Origin of the sequence: Amycolatopsis thailandensis (assembly GCF_002234405.1) — a bacterium.
Lineage (GTDB): Bacteria > Actinomycetota > Actinomycetes > Mycobacteriales > Pseudonocardiaceae > Amycolatopsis > Amycolatopsis thailandensis.
In genome coordinates, this window is sequence record NZ_NMQT01000077.1 from 35,804 (window position 1) to 53,192 (window position 17,389).

General features: G+C 68.1%; 15 protein-coding genes. 7 read left to right on the forward strand and 8 right to left on the reverse strand.

Annotation, left to right across the window (positions count from 1 at the left end; translation table 11 throughout):
• The first annotated feature begins 92 nt into the window (after nt 1-92).
• Together CFP71_RS22220 and CFP71_RS22225 are read left to right on the forward strand one after the other, a co-directional pair.
• Complete coding sequence (locus tag CFP71_RS22220) at nt 93-743, forward strand: helix-turn-helix transcriptional regulator (RefSeq protein ID WP_093935872.1); 651 nt, start codon at nt 93-95, stop codon at nt 741-743.
• 70 nt (nt 744-813) lie between these two features.
• Complete coding sequence (locus CFP71_RS22225) at nt 814-1,437, forward strand: response regulator transcription factor (RefSeq protein WP_093935886.1); 624 nt, start codon at nt 814-816, stop codon at nt 1,435-1,437.
• 188 nt (nt 1,438-1,625) lie between these two features.
• On the opposite strand, the gene CFP71_RS22230 is transcribed toward CFP71_RS22225, so the two are convergent.
• Entirely contained in the window at nt 1,626-3,818 is a 2,193-nt protein-coding gene (locus CFP71_RS22230; protein WP_167406230.1) for an ATP-binding protein, read from the reverse strand.
• Nucleotides 3,819-4,515: 697 nt separating this feature from the next.
• On the opposite strand from CFP71_RS22230, the gene CFP71_RS22235 reads away from it, so the two are divergent.
• On the forward strand, nt 4,516-4,851 hold the full coding sequence (locus tag CFP71_RS22235; protein WP_093935874.1) for a hypothetical protein: 336 nt from the start codon (nt 4,516-4,518) through the stop codon (nt 4,849-4,851).
• A gap of 68 nt (nt 4,852-4,919) precedes the next feature.
• Here CFP71_RS22235 and CFP71_RS22240 read toward each other — a convergent pair whose 3' ends face one another.
• Together CFP71_RS22240 and CFP71_RS22245 are read right to left on the reverse strand one after the other, a co-directional pair.
• Complete coding sequence (locus CFP71_RS22240) at nt 4,920-5,336, reverse strand: cold-shock protein (RefSeq protein ID WP_093935875.1); 417 nt, start codon at nt 5,334-5,336, stop codon at nt 4,920-4,922.
• A gap of 79 nt (nt 5,337-5,415) precedes the next feature.
• Nucleotides 5,416-5,865 (reverse strand): hypothetical protein, encoded by a 450-nt coding sequence (locus CFP71_RS22245; protein WP_208636009.1) that lies wholly within the window; start codon nt 5,863-5,865, stop codon nt 5,416-5,418.
• Between the two features lie 440 nt (nt 5,866-6,305).
• Here CFP71_RS22245 and CFP71_RS22250 point away from each other — a divergent pair, with 440 nt between their 5' ends.
• Nucleotides 6,306-7,622 (forward strand): helix-turn-helix transcriptional regulator, encoded by a 1,317-nt coding sequence (locus tag CFP71_RS22250; protein WP_208636010.1) that lies wholly within the window; start codon nt 6,306-6,308, stop codon nt 7,620-7,622.
• 27 nt (nt 7,623-7,649) lie between these two features.
• The gene (locus CFP71_RS22255; RefSeq protein WP_093935877.1) at nt 7,650-8,918 is read left to right on the forward strand and encodes a helix-turn-helix transcriptional regulator; all 1,269 of its coding nucleotides are present in this window, start codon (nt 7,650-7,652) and stop codon (nt 8,916-8,918) included.
• A 113-nt stretch (nt 8,919-9,031) separates the two neighbouring features.
• Here the strand turns inward: CFP71_RS22255 and CFP71_RS22260 are convergent, their stop codons facing one another.
• Genes CFP71_RS22260 through CFP71_RS22280 form a run of 5 tightly spaced genes read right to left on the reverse strand, consistent with a single transcriptional unit; the run spans nt 9,032 to nt 14,204 of the window.
• Nucleotides 9,032-10,297: an acyl-CoA dehydrogenase family protein gene (locus CFP71_RS22260; protein WP_093935878.1), complete on the reverse strand. Its 1,266-nt coding sequence runs from the start codon at nt 10,295-10,297 to the stop codon at nt 9,032-9,034.
• A complete protein-coding gene (locus CFP71_RS22265) occupies nt 10,294-11,016 on the reverse strand; it encodes an HAD family hydrolase (protein WP_167406232.1) in 723 nt (240 codons plus the stop codon). The genes CFP71_RS22260 and CFP71_RS22265 overlap by 4 nt, the downstream gene beginning before the upstream one ends.
• The gene (locus tag CFP71_RS22270) at nt 11,013-12,092 is read right to left on the reverse strand and encodes a polyprenyl synthetase family protein (protein WP_093935880.1); all 1,080 of its coding nucleotides are present in this window, start codon (nt 12,090-12,092) and stop codon (nt 11,013-11,015) included. Before CFP71_RS22270 ends, CFP71_RS22265 begins: the two co-directional genes overlap by 4 nt.
• Nucleotides 12,093-12,108: 16 nt before the next feature.
• Complete coding sequence (locus CFP71_RS22275; protein ID WP_244199784.1) at nt 12,109-12,606, reverse strand: nitroreductase family deazaflavin-dependent oxidoreductase; 498 nt, start codon at nt 12,604-12,606, stop codon at nt 12,109-12,111.
• Nucleotides 12,603-14,204: a GMC family oxidoreductase gene (locus CFP71_RS22280; RefSeq protein ID WP_093935881.1), complete on the reverse strand. Its 1,602-nt coding sequence runs from the start codon at nt 14,202-14,204 to the stop codon at nt 12,603-12,605. The genes CFP71_RS22275 and CFP71_RS22280 overlap by 4 nt, the downstream gene beginning before the upstream one ends.
• Before the next feature lie 472 nt (nt 14,205-14,676).
• Here CFP71_RS22280 and CFP71_RS22285 point away from each other — a divergent pair, with 472 nt between their 5' ends.
• Both CFP71_RS22285 and CFP71_RS22290 read left to right on the forward strand, forming a co-directional pair.
• Nucleotides 14,677-15,900 carry an NAD(P)/FAD-dependent oxidoreductase gene (locus CFP71_RS22285; protein ID WP_093935882.1) on the forward strand — a complete coding sequence of 408 codons (1,224 nt, stop codon included), beginning with the start codon at nt 14,677-14,679 and terminating at the stop codon, nt 15,898-15,900.
• 399 nt (nt 15,901-16,299) lie between these two features.
• The gene (locus CFP71_RS22290; RefSeq protein WP_093935883.1) at nt 16,300-17,289 is read left to right on the forward strand and encodes a S1 family peptidase; all 990 of its coding nucleotides are present in this window, start codon (nt 16,300-16,302) and stop codon (nt 17,287-17,289) included.
• The last annotated feature ends 100 nt before the right edge of the window (nt 17,290-17,389 follow it).

A 17,389-nucleotide genomic window follows, 5' to 3' on the forward strand; every position in this document is an offset into this window, starting at 1 on the left:
AGCCGTCGGTGCGCCGGTCGGGCGATAGAGGTCAAGTGAAGTGTGCGAGCCCAGGCTTTCCTCACTGGTGAATCAGTCAGAGGGAGGCAGTCGTGGAGAGCGCCGAGGTCTTGGTGCACGCGCCCGACCCGTTCACGGCGTCCGGCGTCCGCACCCTGCTCGAACGGTCGCCTCACCTGCACGTTCGTGTCGACGACCCTGAGCAGGACCGGGTCGACGCCCCGGACGTCACGGTGGTGGCGGTGGAGGGGGTCGCCGGTGTCGAGGTGTTCGCCTACCTCCGGCGGCTGCAGAACCGGCTCGGTGCCGACGCGGCGCTGAAGTGCGTGGTGGTCTGCCGGGAGTTCCGTGCCGAGGACATCCTCACCGCGGTGGAATGCGGTGTGGTCGCCTTCCTGCACCGCCAGGACGTCACCAACACCTCCCTCACCGCGATGGTCACCGCGGTGAGCAGGGGAGCGGCATTCCTGCCGGGCTCGCTCCAGGGCACCCTGCTCGAACGGTTGAACTGGCTGAGGACCGAGGTCCTCGATCCGGAGGGGCTGACGCTGTCCGGTCTCGAAGACCGTGAACTCGCGGTGCTCCGGCTCATAGCCGACGGCTACCAGACCGAGGAGATGGCGGATCTGCTGCCTTACTCCGAGGGCACGATCAAGAACGTCCTCTACGGCTTCATCAACCGGATGGGACTGAATTCGCGGGCGCACGCGGTGGCGTACGCCTTCCGGACAGGCGCGATATGAGGCGCTCCAGGTGATTCAGGGGCAGCGGATGTCGCATTCGGACAACAGATACAGCGAGCGGGAGGTTCTGGTGAAGACGGTACGGGTAGGGGTGCGCGCGTTCGATGCGATCACGCAGGTCGGGCTGACCAGCTACTTCCGGTCGCGGCCGGAAGTGGAAGTGGTGGACTGCGCGGCGCTGACCGCGAACGACGTGCGGGTGGTCCAGGCCGATCGGATGTCGTCGCAGGTGGTGGCCGAGCTCAAGCAGTGGGCGGCCGAGGTGGCCGTGCCCACGGTGCTGGTGACGAACGAGTTGCAGGAGCACGAGGTGATGACGGCCGTGGAATGCCGCGTGGTGGCGGTGTTGTCCCGCGAGCAGGTCTCCGCCGATCGGCTGGTGGAGGTGGTGCGCGCGGCGGGTTCCGGTCGTGGAGCGCTGCCCCCGGACCTGCTGGGACAGTTGCTGGAGAACGTGCGGCGGTTGCAGCGCGACGTGCTGTCACCCCGCGGGCTCGGAGCGGCCGGGCTGACCTCGCGGGAGGTGGACATCCTGCGGTTGATCGCCGACGGTTTCGACACCGCGGAGATCGCCGAGGAACTCTGCTACTCCGAGCGTACGGTCAAGAGCGTGATCTACTCGATGACGAACAGGCTGCACCTGCGAAACCGCCCGCACGCCGTGGCGTACGCCCTGCGAGCCGGCGTCATCTGAGCCCGAGGAGCCGTCGCGCGCTGGGGGCGCGACGGATATGACGGGCCTCGGATGTGTGAAGGAGTGACAGGAAAAGTCGAGGACCACGAACACCGCCGGACATGAAGACAACCCTCCTCGCCAGTCGGCGAAGAGGGTTTTTTGCGCGTTGCAAGTACCGCGTTCAGAGGACGAAACGCGTGTGTCCGCTACGGGGGTTCGGGACGGCAGGCCAATTCCGGCGGCAGGCGGTCCCTGAGACGGCCTTGGGTGCCGTCAGGAACGCCGTCCGAAATCCGTTGTGGCGGTATGTCGGGTGACGAAGATCCCGGATCGCCGTGGGCGAACCCTCTGATCAGTCCTCTATGGACACTTTCGGGATGTCCGCGTTCGCCTGCCGTCGTGCTTGGCGCCGAGCTGACCCAATGGACGAGCCGGAGCGCGGTCTTGGCCGATTCCGGGGCCAGCGTGTGTCCATTGCGGAGCACCCAGTCCCGAACCCGGGAATCCACCGTGGACGGTGCGACATCGAGCCGGTCGGCGACATGGTCCACCTCGGTCCCGGCCGCGTCGAGGACTTCCGCGAGCTGCCGGTGAAGCGCGAGCCGGATCGCCTGCGGCATCGTCGTGTAGAAAGCCTGGCGGACGGCGGGATGCCGGAAGCGCAACCCGTTCCCGGTGCGCGCCAGCAGTCCGGCGTCGACGAGCTCGTCCACCAGACGCGCCACCTCGGCCGCCGGAAGCTCGAGGACCAGTGAAAGGTCGCGCTCCGGGAACTCGGGGCCTGACAGAGCCGCCCAGCGCAACGCCTCCTGGGCGCGCGCGGACAGGAACGCCAGCCGGCGTTTGATCACCTGCGCGGCGGATACCGGCAGCACGGGCCGGTCTTCGCCATCCGGTTCGGTGAGCGCGCCGTGGGCCCGCCACGCGTCGACGAGGTCGGTGAGGATCCGGGGGTTTCCCGCCGCTGTCCTGGCGAAAGCGACGACCGCGGGCTCCGGTGAAGGTCCGGCGAGGACGGTCAGGAGGTCGGCCGCCTCGTCGTCGCGCAGGTCCCGCAGCCTGAGGGTTTCCCCGGCCTGGTCGCGCAGTTCGCCGAGAGCCGCGCCCGCGGCGAGCGGACGATGCGAACCGATGAGCAGCAACGGTGACCGAGCGGTCAGGCGGACCAGCTCCCGCCAGACCGACAGACCCGCCGAATCGATCCACTGTAGATCGTCGGCGAAGAGGATCAACGGGGCCTGCGCGCAGAGTTCCCGTACCAGCCCGATGATCGATTCGGCGTCGGCCCCGGAATTCCGGTCACGGGGGACCTTCAGAGCGCGCGCGAGCGCCGCTCGGCGAGGATCGGCCGCGGTGAGCCGCACCCCCAGGCATTCGAGAACGAGGCGAAAGGGCGCCTCCGGGCTGAATTCGTCGGCGACGCCGATCCCCACCGCGCAGCGCGCCCCGGCGAGGGCTTCGGCCGCGAGCGCGGACTTGCCGACACCCGCCGCGCCCTCGATCCACAGCACACCACCGCGGCCTTGCTCGACCCCGGTGATCGCGGACCGGAGCCGGGAAAGTTCGGCGGCCCGGCCGACGAACTCCGTCGCGCGCAGGCGTGCCGGCCCCGAGGCGTCACCCGTCTCCAGCGGCCACAGCGCCGGGTCGTCCGACCGGATCTGGTCGTAGCGGGTGGTGAGGGCGGAACCCGGTTCGGTGCCGAGCTGCTCGATGGTGATCGCCCGTACCGATTCGAAGACCTCCAGCGCCTCCTCGCGGCGGCCGCTCCGGTAGAGCGAGAGCAACAGAAGGTCCTGCAGATGTTCGCGCATCGGGTGCCGCGCGGCGACGTCACACAATTCGGTGGCCACCTGTGCGTGCTCACCGAGATCCAGCAGCGCTCGCGCTCGTTGCTCGACGACGTCGAGCCGAAGTTCCTTGAACCGCTCGCGTTGCGCTGCCGCGAACGGGCCGGGAAGTTCCGCCAGTGGCTCCCCGCGGTACAGGGCGAGGGCTTCGTCGAGCGCGGCGATCGTCCCGGCGGGATCGGCGTCCCGGTAGCGGTGACGAGCTTCTTCGCGCAGGGTTTCGAAGCGGACCATGTCGATCGCCTCGCCTGGAACGCGAAGAAGATAACCCGTCGCGCTCGACTCGAGGACCGGGGGAGCGCCGGTATCGGTTTCCTGTGCCGCCAAGACCTTGCGAAGCGCGGACACGTAGGTGTAGATACTTCCGCTCGCGCTCGCCGGCGGATGCTCACCCCAGACCGCGTCGATCAACTCCGATCGCGTGACGACCTGATTGGCGCGCAACGCGAGAACGGCGAGGACCGTGCGGCGATGGGCCGGCCCCAGGAGGATCTCTTCGTCGTCGTGCCAGACCCGGACCTGGCCGAACAGGGCGAAGCGAAATCGCATGACGGCCTCCTTGACGCTCGGAGTATTGGTCCGGGAACGGTGGACGACTATCGAAATGACCGGCCTTCGAAGCGACTTTTCCACCCCGTCGAGTCCGGTGTCGAGCGCGGCACGGGCCCTTCGGGGAACTCTGCGGTTCATCCACAGGGGTGTGCCGCAGCGAAGCCGTCCGGAGGGCGAAGAGAGGCCGGTAAGCAAGCTCTCGTCGGCTCGCCAATATGCCTTTGACCTGGAGTTTGTTGTGTCGACGCTGGGCCGTGGCGACGGGTTTCGCACATGACCGACCGTGGCTGTCAAGTCACTGCCGAGAGCTGTCGCGGGGCCGAGCAGGGCGACCGGCGCACTGGCCCGGTATCGGTGAGCTGCTTCGCCGATACCGGAAATCGGAAACCGTCGAAGCGGGTGCACGACATTTCTCATCGGACAGGAAAAATGGACCCATTCCATTCTCTGTCTCAGTGCGCCGGGAATTCGGTCGCGGTCACCCGGGTACCTGGCGTGCACGGGTCGTCGCGCGGCGAAGAAACCTTTTGAGGTCAAGGGGTGAAGGCCCGCGCCGGGTGGCTTCGGTGTGGAAGGGCAGAGTCGTCCGTCATTTGTCTTGTGATCAGGTCGATTCCACTGAACGGCGGTAGTGTCGACAGTGGAATATGACAGGATCGTCGGGATGTCCGAGCCGCCGAGAAGGGGGGATGTCGTGGTGTTCGAGGATGACCGCCGGAGTCACGCAGAACCGGGGGAGAGGACGACCTGTCCGCCCCCCGATGACCGGGAAGACGTCTTCCGCCCGCAGCTGGAACTGGCGAGTCACTTCGACGAGTACGTCGACCAGCTGGCCGGCCTGGTGGTCGTCCAGCCCCGGGGCGAGGTCCGGGACTCCTACATCGACATCCTGGTCGGCCTGAGCAACGCCGCCGAGGCGTTCCGGCGGTCCGAGGCGGGTGACACGCAGGAGGCGGCCGAACGGCTCCGGTCCGCTGTGGACTTGCTCGCCAGGGCGCGGACGGACGGATTCGTGCTCGTCCACGCCTGACCGCCCTTTCGGGCGAAGTCCTTGACCGAAAAGACCTCTTCCGTCACCGCGGCCCTGATCCCGGGCCGTCAGGCCTCCACCCAGCCGTGCTTGTGTGCCAGGTGGACGAGCTGACGCCGGATCAGCGTGATCTGCTCGCCGGTGACACTCGGCGCGGCGCCGATGAGCGACTCGGTGACCTCGTCGAGGAATTCCTTGACCGTCAGGACGTCGCACATGCCGTCGTCCTGGGTGTTCGCCGCCGCGCTCCGGCGCGCGAGGTCGCTGGCCCCGCTTTCCGGGGACTCGACGAGGTCCACACGCGACGCTTTCAAGCCGCGTTCGCTCTCCAGCACGTCGAACTTCACCGAGACGCCCGGCCCCAGCAGCCGTTTGTCGAAGGTGAGCGCGTTGACGTGGACGAACACATCCTCGCCACCGTTCTCGGGCGCGGCGAAACCATATCCGCGGATCTCGTCGAAACTGACGATTTTTCCTTCGGGCACGACGGAAATCCTCCGGCTGTTCGATGGGTGTCCAGGGGCGCTCGGGGCAGGCCGCGGGGCTGGTCCTGGCGCCGGGTGATCAGAAGCCGCGCTCGCCGTCGGACGTCTCGGTCTTGCGGGCGAGCAGGATCGGCAGGGTGTACTCCGGTTTCGGCTGCTGATCCGACCGGTTCTTCCGGGCGCCGCGATCGAGGAAAAGCAGAAGTGTGCCGCAGATGATGCAGACCAGTTCGGTACCCGTCGCGCAGTACTCGGCGAAGGTGCTGAAGTGGTCTCGTTGCGCGAAGACGCCGACGGTCTCCGCGATGGCGTACGAACCGAGGGTGGCCACTCCGAAATCGACGGCCAGCCAGGTCATGAGCCGATGGCGCCACGCCAGCAGCCCGATGGCGATGAGCGGACCGGATATCGCGTTGAGGAGGAACAGGGGAGCGAGGAAACCCAGTCCTTCGATGGTCCAGAGGTAGAAGTGGACGCCGGAGGAACCCAGCAGGCCAATCACGACGGCGATGCGCAAAGCTGCTTTCATCGTGAACTCCTTCGATCCCTCTGCTCCTTCGCTTCTTACCACGGAGCCCGCTCGTCGTCCGGAACTCGTTGCGCCGGATGGGACGATCGCCGGTCGTGGACGTGGGAAGGCGCCCTGCACTTGAGACATGTTTCGACCGCATTCTGGCACTTCGCCAATGTCCGATGGCTCTTTGCGGCGGCCGCTGCCAGATCCGGTGAGCACGACTGCCTTTTCTGACACGTCTTTTAGGATGTCTTCTCGTGGCAGGGCAGCGCGTCGGCGATGTATTTTCGGGTGAAACCCTTGTCCCGAACCGCACGCGTGATGGATCGTCCTTATCGTCGGAGATACGCTGGCTTGTCTTGTGTTCTTGGACGGAAACGCCAGAGGTGACCATGGTTCGGCGCGGTAACGGCCAGCTCCGGACGAGGGAGCGAGCCGACACACCAAGCGGTGGCTTGGATCTTCGTGGCGTCGAGGGGTTGTGCACCTCGGAAGTCGAGGCGCGGCTGGACGTGGTCACCCCCGGATTGACCGCCAGCGTGCCTTGGCTGATGGCCGGACAGGACACCGGCCCCACCCCGGCCGTGCCCGCCGGGCTGTGCGCCTCGGCCAAGTCGGCCCGAGAGATGACCCGAGGCAAGGACGTCGGCCTCGCCGTCGCGTGGGCCGAGGAAGCCTTGGACGAGGCTCCGTGCCGTCACGACCCGCTGTGCGTGTGGCGTGCCCTCGTGACACTGGTGAGCGCCGGTGAACTGGTGACCGTGGACGAGCAGTGCGCCCGGTTGGTGGAGGACGTCGAGCCGGGGCCGTTCACCCGGGCGCAGCGCCGCAGCATGATGCTCCGCGCTCGCGCGAGAGTGGCCCGGCACACCGGCGATCTGCCGGGCGCGCGACGGATCCTCGGCGAGCTGATCGAGTCGGACGTGAGCCAGAACGTCCGGCTGCTCGGCGTGTCCTGGCTGGTCGATGTCCTGCTCGAAGAAGGGGCGATCGACGAAGCGGTGGACCTGATGGCCGACAGCGGCCTCGAGCGGGCGGCGCAGCAGTGGCTGATGTGCCGCCCGATGCTGCTGTCGGCCCGGGCGGCGGTCCGGCTGGCCACCGGCGACGCGGACACCGGCTTCCAGGACTTCCTGCAGGCCGAGCGCCTGTTCGAGGGGCAACGGATGTCGAACCGCGCCATGCTGCTGTGCCCGACGCAGATCTCTCTGGCCGCCAAGGCCACGCGACGGGACGAACTCGCCGCCCGGATCGCCGGTCAGGTGCTGCTCAGGGCTCGTGGCTGGGGCGAGCCGAGGGTGCTGGGCATGGCGCTGAGCACGCTGGCGACGGTCGAAGACGGACCGGACGCCTGTGCGCAGCTCACCGAAGCGGCCGAGCTGCTCGAAGTCGGCGGTGCCCGCAGCGAACTGATCACCGTCAATCAGGAGCTCGCCCGGCGCTTGGCGGCCCGCGACGACGTCGCGGGGGCACGCTGGCGGATCGGCCAAGCCGTGGGAATCGCGAAGGAGATCGGAGCGCACGGCAGGGCCCAGAACCTGCGCGCCGAGTTCGGCGGCATGACCGACTCGGTGCGGTTGACCAAACAGGAGAGCAGGGTGGCCTCGCTGGCGAGAGGCGGCCACTCGAACGAACAGATCGCCGGAAAACTCGGTCTTTCACTGAGAGGCATCGAGTTCCATCTGTCCAATGTGTACCGGAAACTGGGCGTGCGGGGAAGGAGAGGGCTCCGCGACGCGCTCGGTGAAGAAGTGGCCGGTCGGCAGATGTGACGGTGCAGGGTGAGGCGAGAGGACGAAATGTTCGAAGAAGCCGGATCGAAAGAGCCGGTGGCCGGTCCGGTGGATCCCGTCGGTGCCGTGCGGACCGAACTCGAGCGGCTGGTGGCCGACGGCCGGTGGTATCTCGCCGGGCATCTGGTGCGGATGCTGTCGGCCCAACACTCACTGTCACGTCCCGTCACCGGCTACGCTCAGTTGGTGCACATCGCCGGGGCACGCTTCCTCGCCGGGCTCGAGCAGGACGAGTCACGGCACGCTGGGCGCGAGTCCAAAGAGGTGCTCCGGGTGGTGCAAGCCCTCAATCGCGGCCGCCAGCGGGGTGAGGTGGTGCGGCTGGCTCGGGCGCCGCTGACCTCGGAGGATCTCCCAGGGGCGGCGAGGGTCTGGGTCGGTGTGCTCGCCCTCGCGTACGCGGGGCATCTGGCCGACGCACGGGCCTTGCTGAGGCTGGCCGAGGACACCCGCGGCGCGCACGGTACCGCGGTGACACGGTCGGGTCTCGCGCTGCTGCGGGCGAGGGTGGCGTCGTGGGGAGCGGGGCGGGAAGCCGCCTCGGAAGCGATGAGGGAGATCCTGACGCGCGGGATCCCGGCGGAGCTCCGCAGTCTCGCCGTCGCGTGGACGGTGTCCGCGTCGGTGGCGGCGGGCGAATTCTCGCGGGCACGGGCTCTCCTGCGTGAACACGACTTCGACGGTCCGCTGACCGATGTCGCCGACGAAGCGGAACTCCTCTTCGCTCGCGGCGGCCTGCATCTCGCCACGGGTAAGCACGAACTCGGTTACGACGACTACAAGGCCTGTGGACGTCTGTTGCTCAGCCGTTCCGTGCACAACCCGGCGGTGCTGCCTTGGCGCGCCCACGCGGCGCTCTGCTCGCACGTGCTTCAGCGGCCCGTGCTGGCCGCCTCCCTCGCCTCCGCGAGTGTCATCGCGGCGCGCCGTTGGGGTGCCAGGGAAACACTCGCCATCTCGTTGTACGCCTCCTCGACCATCGCCGCGGATCCCGACGGCGCGCCGCGCCGTGACGAGCACGGGGATTTCGCCGGCGTCGTGCTCCGGCCGGAGTTCACCGCGGTACTGAACGATCTGTGCAGCGCCACCGAGCACGCGCCGTTGACCGACCCGGAACGTGAGGTGACCGAATTGGCTCGCGCCGGACTGCGCAACAAGGAGATCGCCGAACGGCTGTCCGTGTCGACGAGAACGGTGGAGGCCCGGCTGTCCAAGGTGTACCGCAAATTGGGCGTCACGGGCAGGGACGGGTTGCGCGGCATCTTCACCCTGTGATCAGACGGACGACACACGTGACTGGGTGGACGACACACGCGATGTCCATCTGATCACGCGTGTCGTCCGTTCAATCACGTGTGTCGTCCCCCTGATCACGCCGCGCCGCGGGGTCACCGGAGGTGGGCGGCGCCGATCAGGGCCAGGAGGTCGTTCTCCCCGTCGGCGACCTTGAACGATTTCGCGTCGCGGAGCAGCTTTTCGGGATAGAAGACCTCCCCGCCGGGGAGTTCGACACCGTCGAGGCGGGTCGCTCGCGCGCCGCAGAGCTGGATCGCGAGGTCGCACACCTCGAAGGCGGTGTCCGTGGTGAACACCTTGCCGGCCGCGGAATGCGCGATCGAACCGAGGTCACCGGAGTCGGCCTGACCGTAGTTGTGGGCGTAGACCGCCCGGTTGAGCGCTCGGGCGGCTTCGAGCCGGGAGAACATCCGGAAAAGGCGCAGCTGGACGGACTGATGCTCGCGCAGAGGTTTGCCGCCTTGGACACGATGCCCGGTGTAGCTCAGCGCGCCTTCGTAGGCGGCCCGGCCCGTGCCGAACGCCAAGAGCGCCATCGAGACACTGGCCAGCGCGTGCGTCGCGTGCATGGCGATCGGGTAGGCGTTCTCACCGATCAGCAGGTATTCCTTGGGCAACCGGACGTCGGTGAAGGAAAAGCCACCCTGGTTGAGGGCCCGGAGTCCGAGTTTCTCCAGTGGCGCTGTCCGGGTGACGCCCTCGTGGTCCAGGGGGACGACGAAGATGCCGCCCTTGGCCAGGCTTTCCCCGTCGAGCGTGCAGCAGACCAGAGCGTGGGACGCGGTCACCGCGCAGCTGATCCAGTCCGCTTTGGTCCCGTTCAGCACCCACTCGTCACCGTCGAGGTGTGCCCTGGTGTCCCCGCCGCCGACGGTCAGGGACGGGGTGTGCGCCGCCATCATGTCGGAGCCGTGGTTCGGGTCGGTGATCGCGAAACAACTGGACCACGACGGCTGTTCCCCGGTGTAGTAGGGACGGCTCAGCTCGTCCACGAGCCGAGGGCTGCCGAAGTTGTAGACGAACTGGAAGACCAGCGGGGCGATGAACAGGCTGGTGGCCAGCCCGGCGTCCCCAGTGGCCAATTCCTCCAGGACGAGGAATTCCTCGAACCGGGTCAGGCCGAGCCCGCCGAACTCGGCCGGGGCGGTCAGGGTGAGGAAGCCCGCCTTGCGGGCCTCCGCCATGAACTCGAAGTACGGCGAGCCGGTCGCGACCGCTTCGGCCGCGGTCATCCGGTCGAGCCGGTGGCCGATCGGGGCCGCGTACTCCCGCGCGAACACCCGGGCACGGTCGCGCCACTCCTTCGCGTGCTCGCTGATCGTCAGGTCGAGTTCGGTGTACGGATCCCGTCGGGTCATTTCTCCTGCTCCTTCGGTCGGTTCAGGCGCTCCAGTACCACGGAGCAGGTGGCCAAGATCGTTTCGCGGTCGACGACGTGCCAATCCCGGCCGCTGCTCAGGGCGTGGAGTTCGTCGTCGGGTTCGAACGCGAAGGCGGCGCCCGCGTGGGTGAAGACCTCCGCGTCGATTCCGCCGTTGCCGACGGCGACGGTGACGCCGCGTTCGACGTCGCCGGTCGCCATGAGCTCCCGGACCACCGCGGCCTTGCCACCGGGTAACCCGGGGGTGCTCAGGAGTTCGCCGGTGAACCGCCCGCCCGATTCGGCCAGCCGGGCGCCGTACGCCGAATGCAGGCCGAGGTCGGCCACCGCCTCCCACAGGGGGAGCTCGGAATTGCCGGAGACGAGGACGATCCGGTAGCGATACCGTTTGAACAGGGCGATGAGCTGCCCGGCGAAGGGGAAGAGCTCGTCGCGGCACGCCCGCCACGTCCGGGTGGCGGTTTCCCTGGCCTCGGCGACCGCGGCACCGCGCAACGCCTGCGCATAGGCCTGATACGCCTCGGTCATCGCTTGGCGACGCGAGTGCCCACCGGACGCGTAGCCGCGGATCGCCCGCAGGCAGGCCAGCCCGTCGTCCTTGTCGCAGACGCCGTCCTCGATGAGGTCCTCCAGGTAGCGGGTGCCGAGAACACCGCGCAACAGCGTGCCGTCCAGGTCCAGCACGGCGTAGCTCACGATTCGCGCTCCACCAGCAGTGCGGCGAGGTGACGCAGATCGGCGGCCGCGGAGGGCGGTAGCGGCGAAGTGTCGAGCACGGCGAGGGCTTCGGCGGTGCGGTCGGCGATCATGTTCTCCACCATCGCCGGGGCGCCGGTGCCTTCGATGACCTCCAAGACCCGGAGCGCGTCTTGCTCACTCAGCCGCGGGTCGCCGACGTGCTTCTCCAACAGCGCGAGCCCGGCGGTGTCCGCACGCTGCGCGGCCAGGGCGAGCAGGACGGTGCGTTTACCCTCGCGCAAGTCGTCGAAGACGGGTTTGCCGGTCGTGGCCGAGTTCCCGAAGAGACCGAGAAGATCGTCTCGCAACTGGAACGCGTCCCCCACCGGCAGGGCGAACCGGCTGAGTCGATCGAGCAGGTCGGAGTCCGCGCCGGCCAGCAGCGCGCCCAGTTGGAGCGGACGTTCGACGGTGTACCTCGCCGTCTTGTACCGGATGACGGTCAGGGGAGCGCCGTGGTCGTCGAGGGGGTTGAGGCAGGTGAAAAGGTCCAGGTACTGGCCGTAGTGCATCTCTTCGCGCATCTGGTCGACCAGCGAGCAGACGGCGGAGCGACGGCCGGGTGGCAGCGCCGCGCCCGTGAGCAGCTCGGTCGACCACATCAGCGCCATGTCGCCGATCAGGATCGCCGCCGCCTCACCGAAGCGCCGCGCGTTCCGGGCACGCGGATACCGGTCCGCGATCGAGCGATGGACGCTCGGCCTGGATCGACGGGTCGCGCTGTCGTCGATCACGTCGTCGTGGATGAGCGCGAACGCCTGGTACAGCTCGAGTGCCGCCGCCACGTCGATGACCGTGTCCGGTAGCCCGGTGCCACCGGCGGCCCGCCATCCCGCCGAGCAGAGCATGGGGCGTAACCGTTTGCCGCCCGCGGTGACGAAATCCCTGAGTGTTTCGGGAATCTCCGGACTGAGACCCCGGCAGGCGGCGTCGTCCCGTTTGGCTTCCAGGAAGAGGGTGAGCCGGGTCAGGACCCGCTCCCGGACCTCGTCGAAATCCAGGGACAGGCCGGTGTGTTCCGTGTAGACGGTCATGGGGTGACTCCTGTGCTCACGAAGACGGTGCCTTGTCGAGGGCGAAGATGCGGAAGCTCCCGCGCCCGCTGTTGTCCAGGTAGTCCTGGTAGGCGGGGCCGTAGCTGGTGATGAGCCGCCACTGCGAGTCGTGGTCCTCGCCGGTGAGCAGTCGCGCGGTGACCGGGAGGACCTGGTTGCCCAGGGTGACCGTCGCCCTCGGATCGGCGAGGAGGTTTTCCGACCACGCCGGATGCCTGCGGTCGCCGAAATTCGACGCGACCACGGCGTAGGAGTCCCCGTAGGGAGAGAAAAAGAGCGGCGAGGAGTACTGCTTGCCGCTACGACGGCCGGTGGTGGTGAGCAGCAGCGTGCCGGCGCCGGTGGTGCCGCCGAGGCTGAACCTGCCCTTGGTCCGTTCCAGCAGGAAGCGATCCGCGGGCACCAGCACCGTGCGCATGAACGTGATGAACCAGCGTTTCGGGGCGACGCGGATCATCGTCTTCCAGAGGATGGCCTGCACTCGTTCTTTCACGACGAAAACTCCCGGATGATGAGGTCGGCGGCCCGCTCGGCGAGCATGACGGTCGGGGCGTGGGTGTGCCCCCGGGTGATCCGTGGCATGACCGAGGCGTCCACGACCCGGAGGCCGGCGACCCCGCGTACGCGCAGTCGCGCGTCCACCACGGCGCCGTCGTCCGTCCCCATCCGGCAGGTGCCCGCCAGGTGGTAGACGGTGTCGGTGTGCGCCCGGACGTGCTTCTCGACGCTTTCGGCGTCGTCGGGGTCGAGCGCCGGATACCAGGACTCGCCGACGTACGGCGCGAGCGCCGTCGTGCCGAACATCCGGCGCGCGATCTCGACACCCTGGGTCAGCCGCCGCAGGTCATGGCCGTCCGGGTCGGAGAACGTGCCGAAATCGATCTCCGGAGCGTCGGCCGGGTCCGCGGACCGGAGCCGGACCTGTCCGGAGCTCTCCGGTTGCAGCAGCACGACGGCGATGGTGAGCGCGTGATCGGATGGCGGGTCGATTCCGTGGTTGACGAAGGCCACCGGCAGGAAACTGATCTCCAGGTCCGGCGCGGGTTGCTCGGGGCCGCTCGCGAGGAAGCAGGCGGCTTCGGCCACATTCGAGGTCAGCGGGCCGCGGCGGTCGGACTCGTAGAGCGCGGCGGCTGCCGGCTCGCCCGCGGACGCCAGTGTGACCGGCTTCTCGCAGTGGACGATCAGCGGCGTGAACACGTGGTCCTGCAGGCCGAGCCCGACACCCGGGACATCGGCGACACAGGCGATGCCGTGCTCGGCCAGTTGCGCCGCCGGACCGATGCCGGACAGCAGCAGCAGTTGAGGCGAGTTGACGGCGCCCGCGCTGAGCACGACCTCGCGCCGCGCGGTGAGCGTGACCTCGTCGCCGTCGGAGGTCAGGACCTCGACTCCGGTGGCCCGGCCGTCGTCGACGACGATCCGCTGGACGTGCATCCCGGTCAGGAGCTCCAGGCCGGGATGCCGGAGGGTACGCAGATAGCCGTCCGCCGCGCTCCAGCGTTCACCACGACGCTGGGCCGTGGGGATGCGTCCGGCCCCGGTGTGGTCGCCTCCGTTCACCCCTGCGGACCGTGGTAGCCCGAGCTCGTCGCAGGCGTCGAGGAAAGCGGGCGTCGCCTCGGACTCGCCGCGCACGTCTTCGACGTACAGCGGGCCGTCCGAGCCGTACACGTCCGCCTCGTCCTCGCCGACGCGGCGTTCCGACCGGCGGAAGTAGGGTTCGACGTCCGCGTAGGACCATCCCTCGGCGCCCGCCTCCGCCCAGCCGTCGAAGTCGGCGCGGTGACCGCGGGTCCAGACGTTGGCGTTGATCGACGAGCAGCCACCCAGAACCCGGCCCCTGGGGACTCGGATCGCACGTCCGGTCAGGCCGGGCTGCGGGGTGCTGCGGTAGTCCCAGTCGGCTTCGCTGCCGAAGAGGGCGGGGAACGCGACCGGGATCTTGATCGCCGGGTTGTCGTCGGGGCCGCCGGCTTCGACCAACGCCACGGTGACGTCGTGTTCGGCGCCGAGGCGGGCCGCGATGGCGCATCCGGCCGATCCGGCGCCGACGACGATGTAGTCGAAGGCGCGTGCTGCGTCCGTCATAAGGGATTTCCCTCCATCTGGCCCTCGTCGGGAAGAGGATGGGCTGCGGCGGTGTGGCTGCGGGTATAGGCACTGCTGGTCTACCGGATCACGATCGCCCGATCGTGGCGGGCGGTGTGAATTTCCGGTATTTCCGCCCCAAAGGACACCGGACGGGACCGCGCCGGTCGGCGCGAAAGCGCCCCGGTACTGAACAAAAAGTCCTGGTTTCGGCGACGGGAACGCGATGTGGCGCACACTTGCCGACGAAGGACACGGTCGTCGCCGTGGGTCGAAGTGTGATCATGGTTTTGTTCTCGGGGATGGAAACTTCGAGAATTCGTTCAAAGAATTTGCTCGAAAACACTTTCTTCGCGCGCCGAACCTGAGATTTCCGTTAGGGTCTGCGAACCATCATCGGAAAGAAAATCACGCGCTACGCGTCTTCCGTGGTTTTCCTGCGAGGCCCGCGATCGCTTGAGGAGTACGAGCTATGAGTACGACCGAACAACGGCGCCATGTCGTCCTGCTGGGCGCGGGTTATCTGTCGATCTGGTCGTACCGGGCGTTGAAGCGCAAGGTTGGCAAGCAGGTCGACTTCACCGTCGTCGCCCCGGCGACCGCGCACACCTTCCATGGCTGGACCGGCGAGGTCCTTTCCGGCGAACTGCCGCCGGACGCGCAACTGAGCCCGATTTCCGAAGCGATGCCCACCGCGCGGCACGTGCGAGGACACGCCAGGAGCGTGGATCGCGCAGCCCGGACCGTGGAAGTCGAACGGGTCGACGGGACGAAACAGACCCTCCACTACGACCATCTGATCGTGGGCACCGGGCAGTACGAAGACGTGAGCCGGGTGGAGGGGATGGAGGAGCACGCGTACCGGCTGCGGGACGCGGGCCGGACCGGGAAACTCGTCGCCCACCTCGACGAGTGCGTGGAGAGCGCCCGTTCGTCGACCGAGGAGAAGCTGCGCGCCAAGGCACTGACCGTGGTCGTGGCAGGCGGCGGTCTGGCCGGGATCGAAGCGTCGGTCGCGATCGCGCAGCGGCTGGCCCGTGCCACGGAGGGAACCCCGGAACGGGAGTACGCCGAAGTCGTTCTCGTCACTCCCACCGGTGAACTGGCGAAGGAGATGCCGCCCAAGCTGCGCGCGCATGTCCGCAAAGAGATCCAGGACAACGGAGTACGTCTCATCGCGCCGGCCCGGGTCGTCGCCGTGGGCTCCGACGGGGTGAAGCTCGACGACGGTTCCTGGCTGGCGGCGTCCACTGTGGTCGCGGCGATCGGGAACAGCCCGCGTCCGTTGCCGGGACTCGACGATCTGCCGGTCGACGACCGCGGAGCCGTACGGGCCGATCGCATGCTGCAGATCGCGCCGGAGGTGTGGAGCGGCGGCGACGCGGCGTCCGTGCCACTGGCGTCCGGCGAACCGTGCCCGGTCGACGCGGCCTGGGCGATCGGACAGGGAAGCTGGGTCGGCGGGAACGTGGCACGGGTGATCCAAGGCCGCGCGCAGCGTGAGTTCACCTGGAAGAGCGTCGGGGTCACCGCCGGTTTCGGTCGCGGTCACGCCGTGCTGGAGGCCTGGGGGATGTCGTTCCGCGGCCGCCCCGCCTGGCTGTCGAGGGCGGCGTTTTTCGGTTACTACCTTCCTTCACGGCCCCAGTTGCGCCGTGTGCTCCGGATGCTCGTGGCCCGGCGCCGGGGAAAGTAACCGGCGCGGGTTGGTGTGTTGCGAAAGCCACTTTGGCAACCTTCACCGTTGTGAAAGCGGTTTTCGCAACACGCCTCGCCGCCGATCGGCACGGCCTTTGAGGCGTCGGTCCAGGTGGTCGTGAGTGTTTTGGGTCGTTCTAACGACACTTTTCACTCACGACCACCTCGACCAGGCGCGCTCCGGCAGCGCGCGACGTCGCGAAAGCCACTTTCGGGACGTCTGGTGTCGTGAAAGTGGCTTTCGCGACACGCCTCGCCGCCGGGCTGTGTCGGGCAGGCCGGGTCGCGGTTCGTGAAGTGATTCCCTCCTTATCGACGGGACCCGTCCGATGATGTGGACGCAGCGGACCCATGCGGCGAAGGTGGCTTGAAGGAGCACTGGGCCCGAGGAGGAACAATGCGATACCGAAGACTGCTCACCCTGTTCGCCGCACTCATCGCACTGCTGGCGGCCACGGCCGCTATTCCCGCGACATCGTCCGCGCAGGGTTCGGTCGACGTCGCCACCCGCGTCGCGGATTCGGTCGGCTTCGCGTCCGGGGGAATCCACCTCGAGAACGGGAAAGCCGTCGTCAATGTCGTCGACGACGCCGCCGAGCGGAAGGTGCGCTCCGCCGGGCTCAAGGCGAAAAAGGTCAAGCGTTCCCTTTCGGCCCTGACCGCAGTGAAGAACCAGCTGGACAAGATCACGAACGTCCCCCAGACCGCATGGGGCATCGACACGAGTGCCAATCAGGTCGTCGTCACCGTCTACGACACGGCGGCGAAGACGTCCGCCGACCGGGTCACCGCGGCCGCCGCGGCGTTCGGCGACAGCGTCCGGGTCGAGCGGCGCACCGGAAAGCTCTCTCTTCACATCGCCGGCGGCGAGCAGATCAGCAGCAGCGCCGGGGCCAACTGTTCGCTGGGCTTCAATGTCACGCGCGACGGCCAGCCGTTCATGCTCACCGCCGGGCACTGCACGAACGCCGGTGGAACGTGGTCCGGTGGCGACGTCACGGGCGCGCCGGTCGTCGCGAGTGACTGCCCTGGCGCGGACACCGGTCTGCTGTCGCGCCCGAACGGTACCGGGCCGGGACAGATCGTCAACGGTCAGCGCATCACCTCCGCGGCGGTTCCCCTTGTAGGACAGCAGATCCAGTCCCATGGCAAGACGACCGGGACACGCGCGGGCCGGATCATCGCGGTGAATCAGTCGGTCAACACCGACGTCGGCGTCATCAACAACACGTTCATCGCGGAAATCGTGACACTGCCCGGTGACTCCGGCGGTCCGGCGTATGCCGGGACCCGCGGTCTCGGCACTCTTTCCGGCGGTGACGACCGGGTCAGCTTCTACTACCCGCTCACCCTGGCGATGCAGGCCTACCGGCTCAAACTCGCCTGACGACCCACGGCACCGTCCCGACCGATCCGGGCCGTACCGACGGCCCGGATCGGTCATGAGCGGACAACGTACTGGCACACAACGATTTTGAGGGGAGGTG

Coding starts and splice junctions, on each gene's coding strand:
- CFP71_RS22245 (WP_208636009.1), bottom strand. CDS start 5,865: ATGAAAGCAGCTTTGCGCATCGCCGTCGTGATTGGCCTGCTGGGTTCC.
- CFP71_RS22230 (WP_167406230.1), bottom strand. CDS start 3,818: ATGCGATTTCGCTTCGCCCTGTTCGGCCAGGTCCGGGTCTGGCACGAC.
- CFP71_RS22255 (WP_093935877.1), top strand. CDS start 7,650: ATGTTCGAAGAAGCCGGATCGAAAGAGCCGGTGGCCGGTCCGGTGGAT.
- CFP71_RS22260 (WP_093935878.1), bottom strand. CDS start 10,297: ATGACCCGACGGGATCCGTACACCGAACTCGACCTGACGATCAGCGAG.
- CFP71_RS22285 (WP_093935882.1), top strand. CDS start 14,677: ATGAGTACGACCGAACAACGGCGCCATGTCGTCCTGCTGGGCGCGGGT.
- CFP71_RS22290 (WP_093935883.1), top strand. CDS start 16,300: ATGCGATACCGAAGACTGCTCACCCTGTTCGCCGCACTCATCGCACTG.
- CFP71_RS22280 (WP_093935881.1), bottom strand. CDS start 14,204: ATGACGGACGCAGCACGCGCCTTCGACTACATCGTCGTCGGCGCCGGA.
- CFP71_RS22270 (WP_093935880.1), bottom strand. CDS start 12,092: ATGACCGTCTACACGGAACACACCGGCCTGTCCCTGGATTTCGACGAG.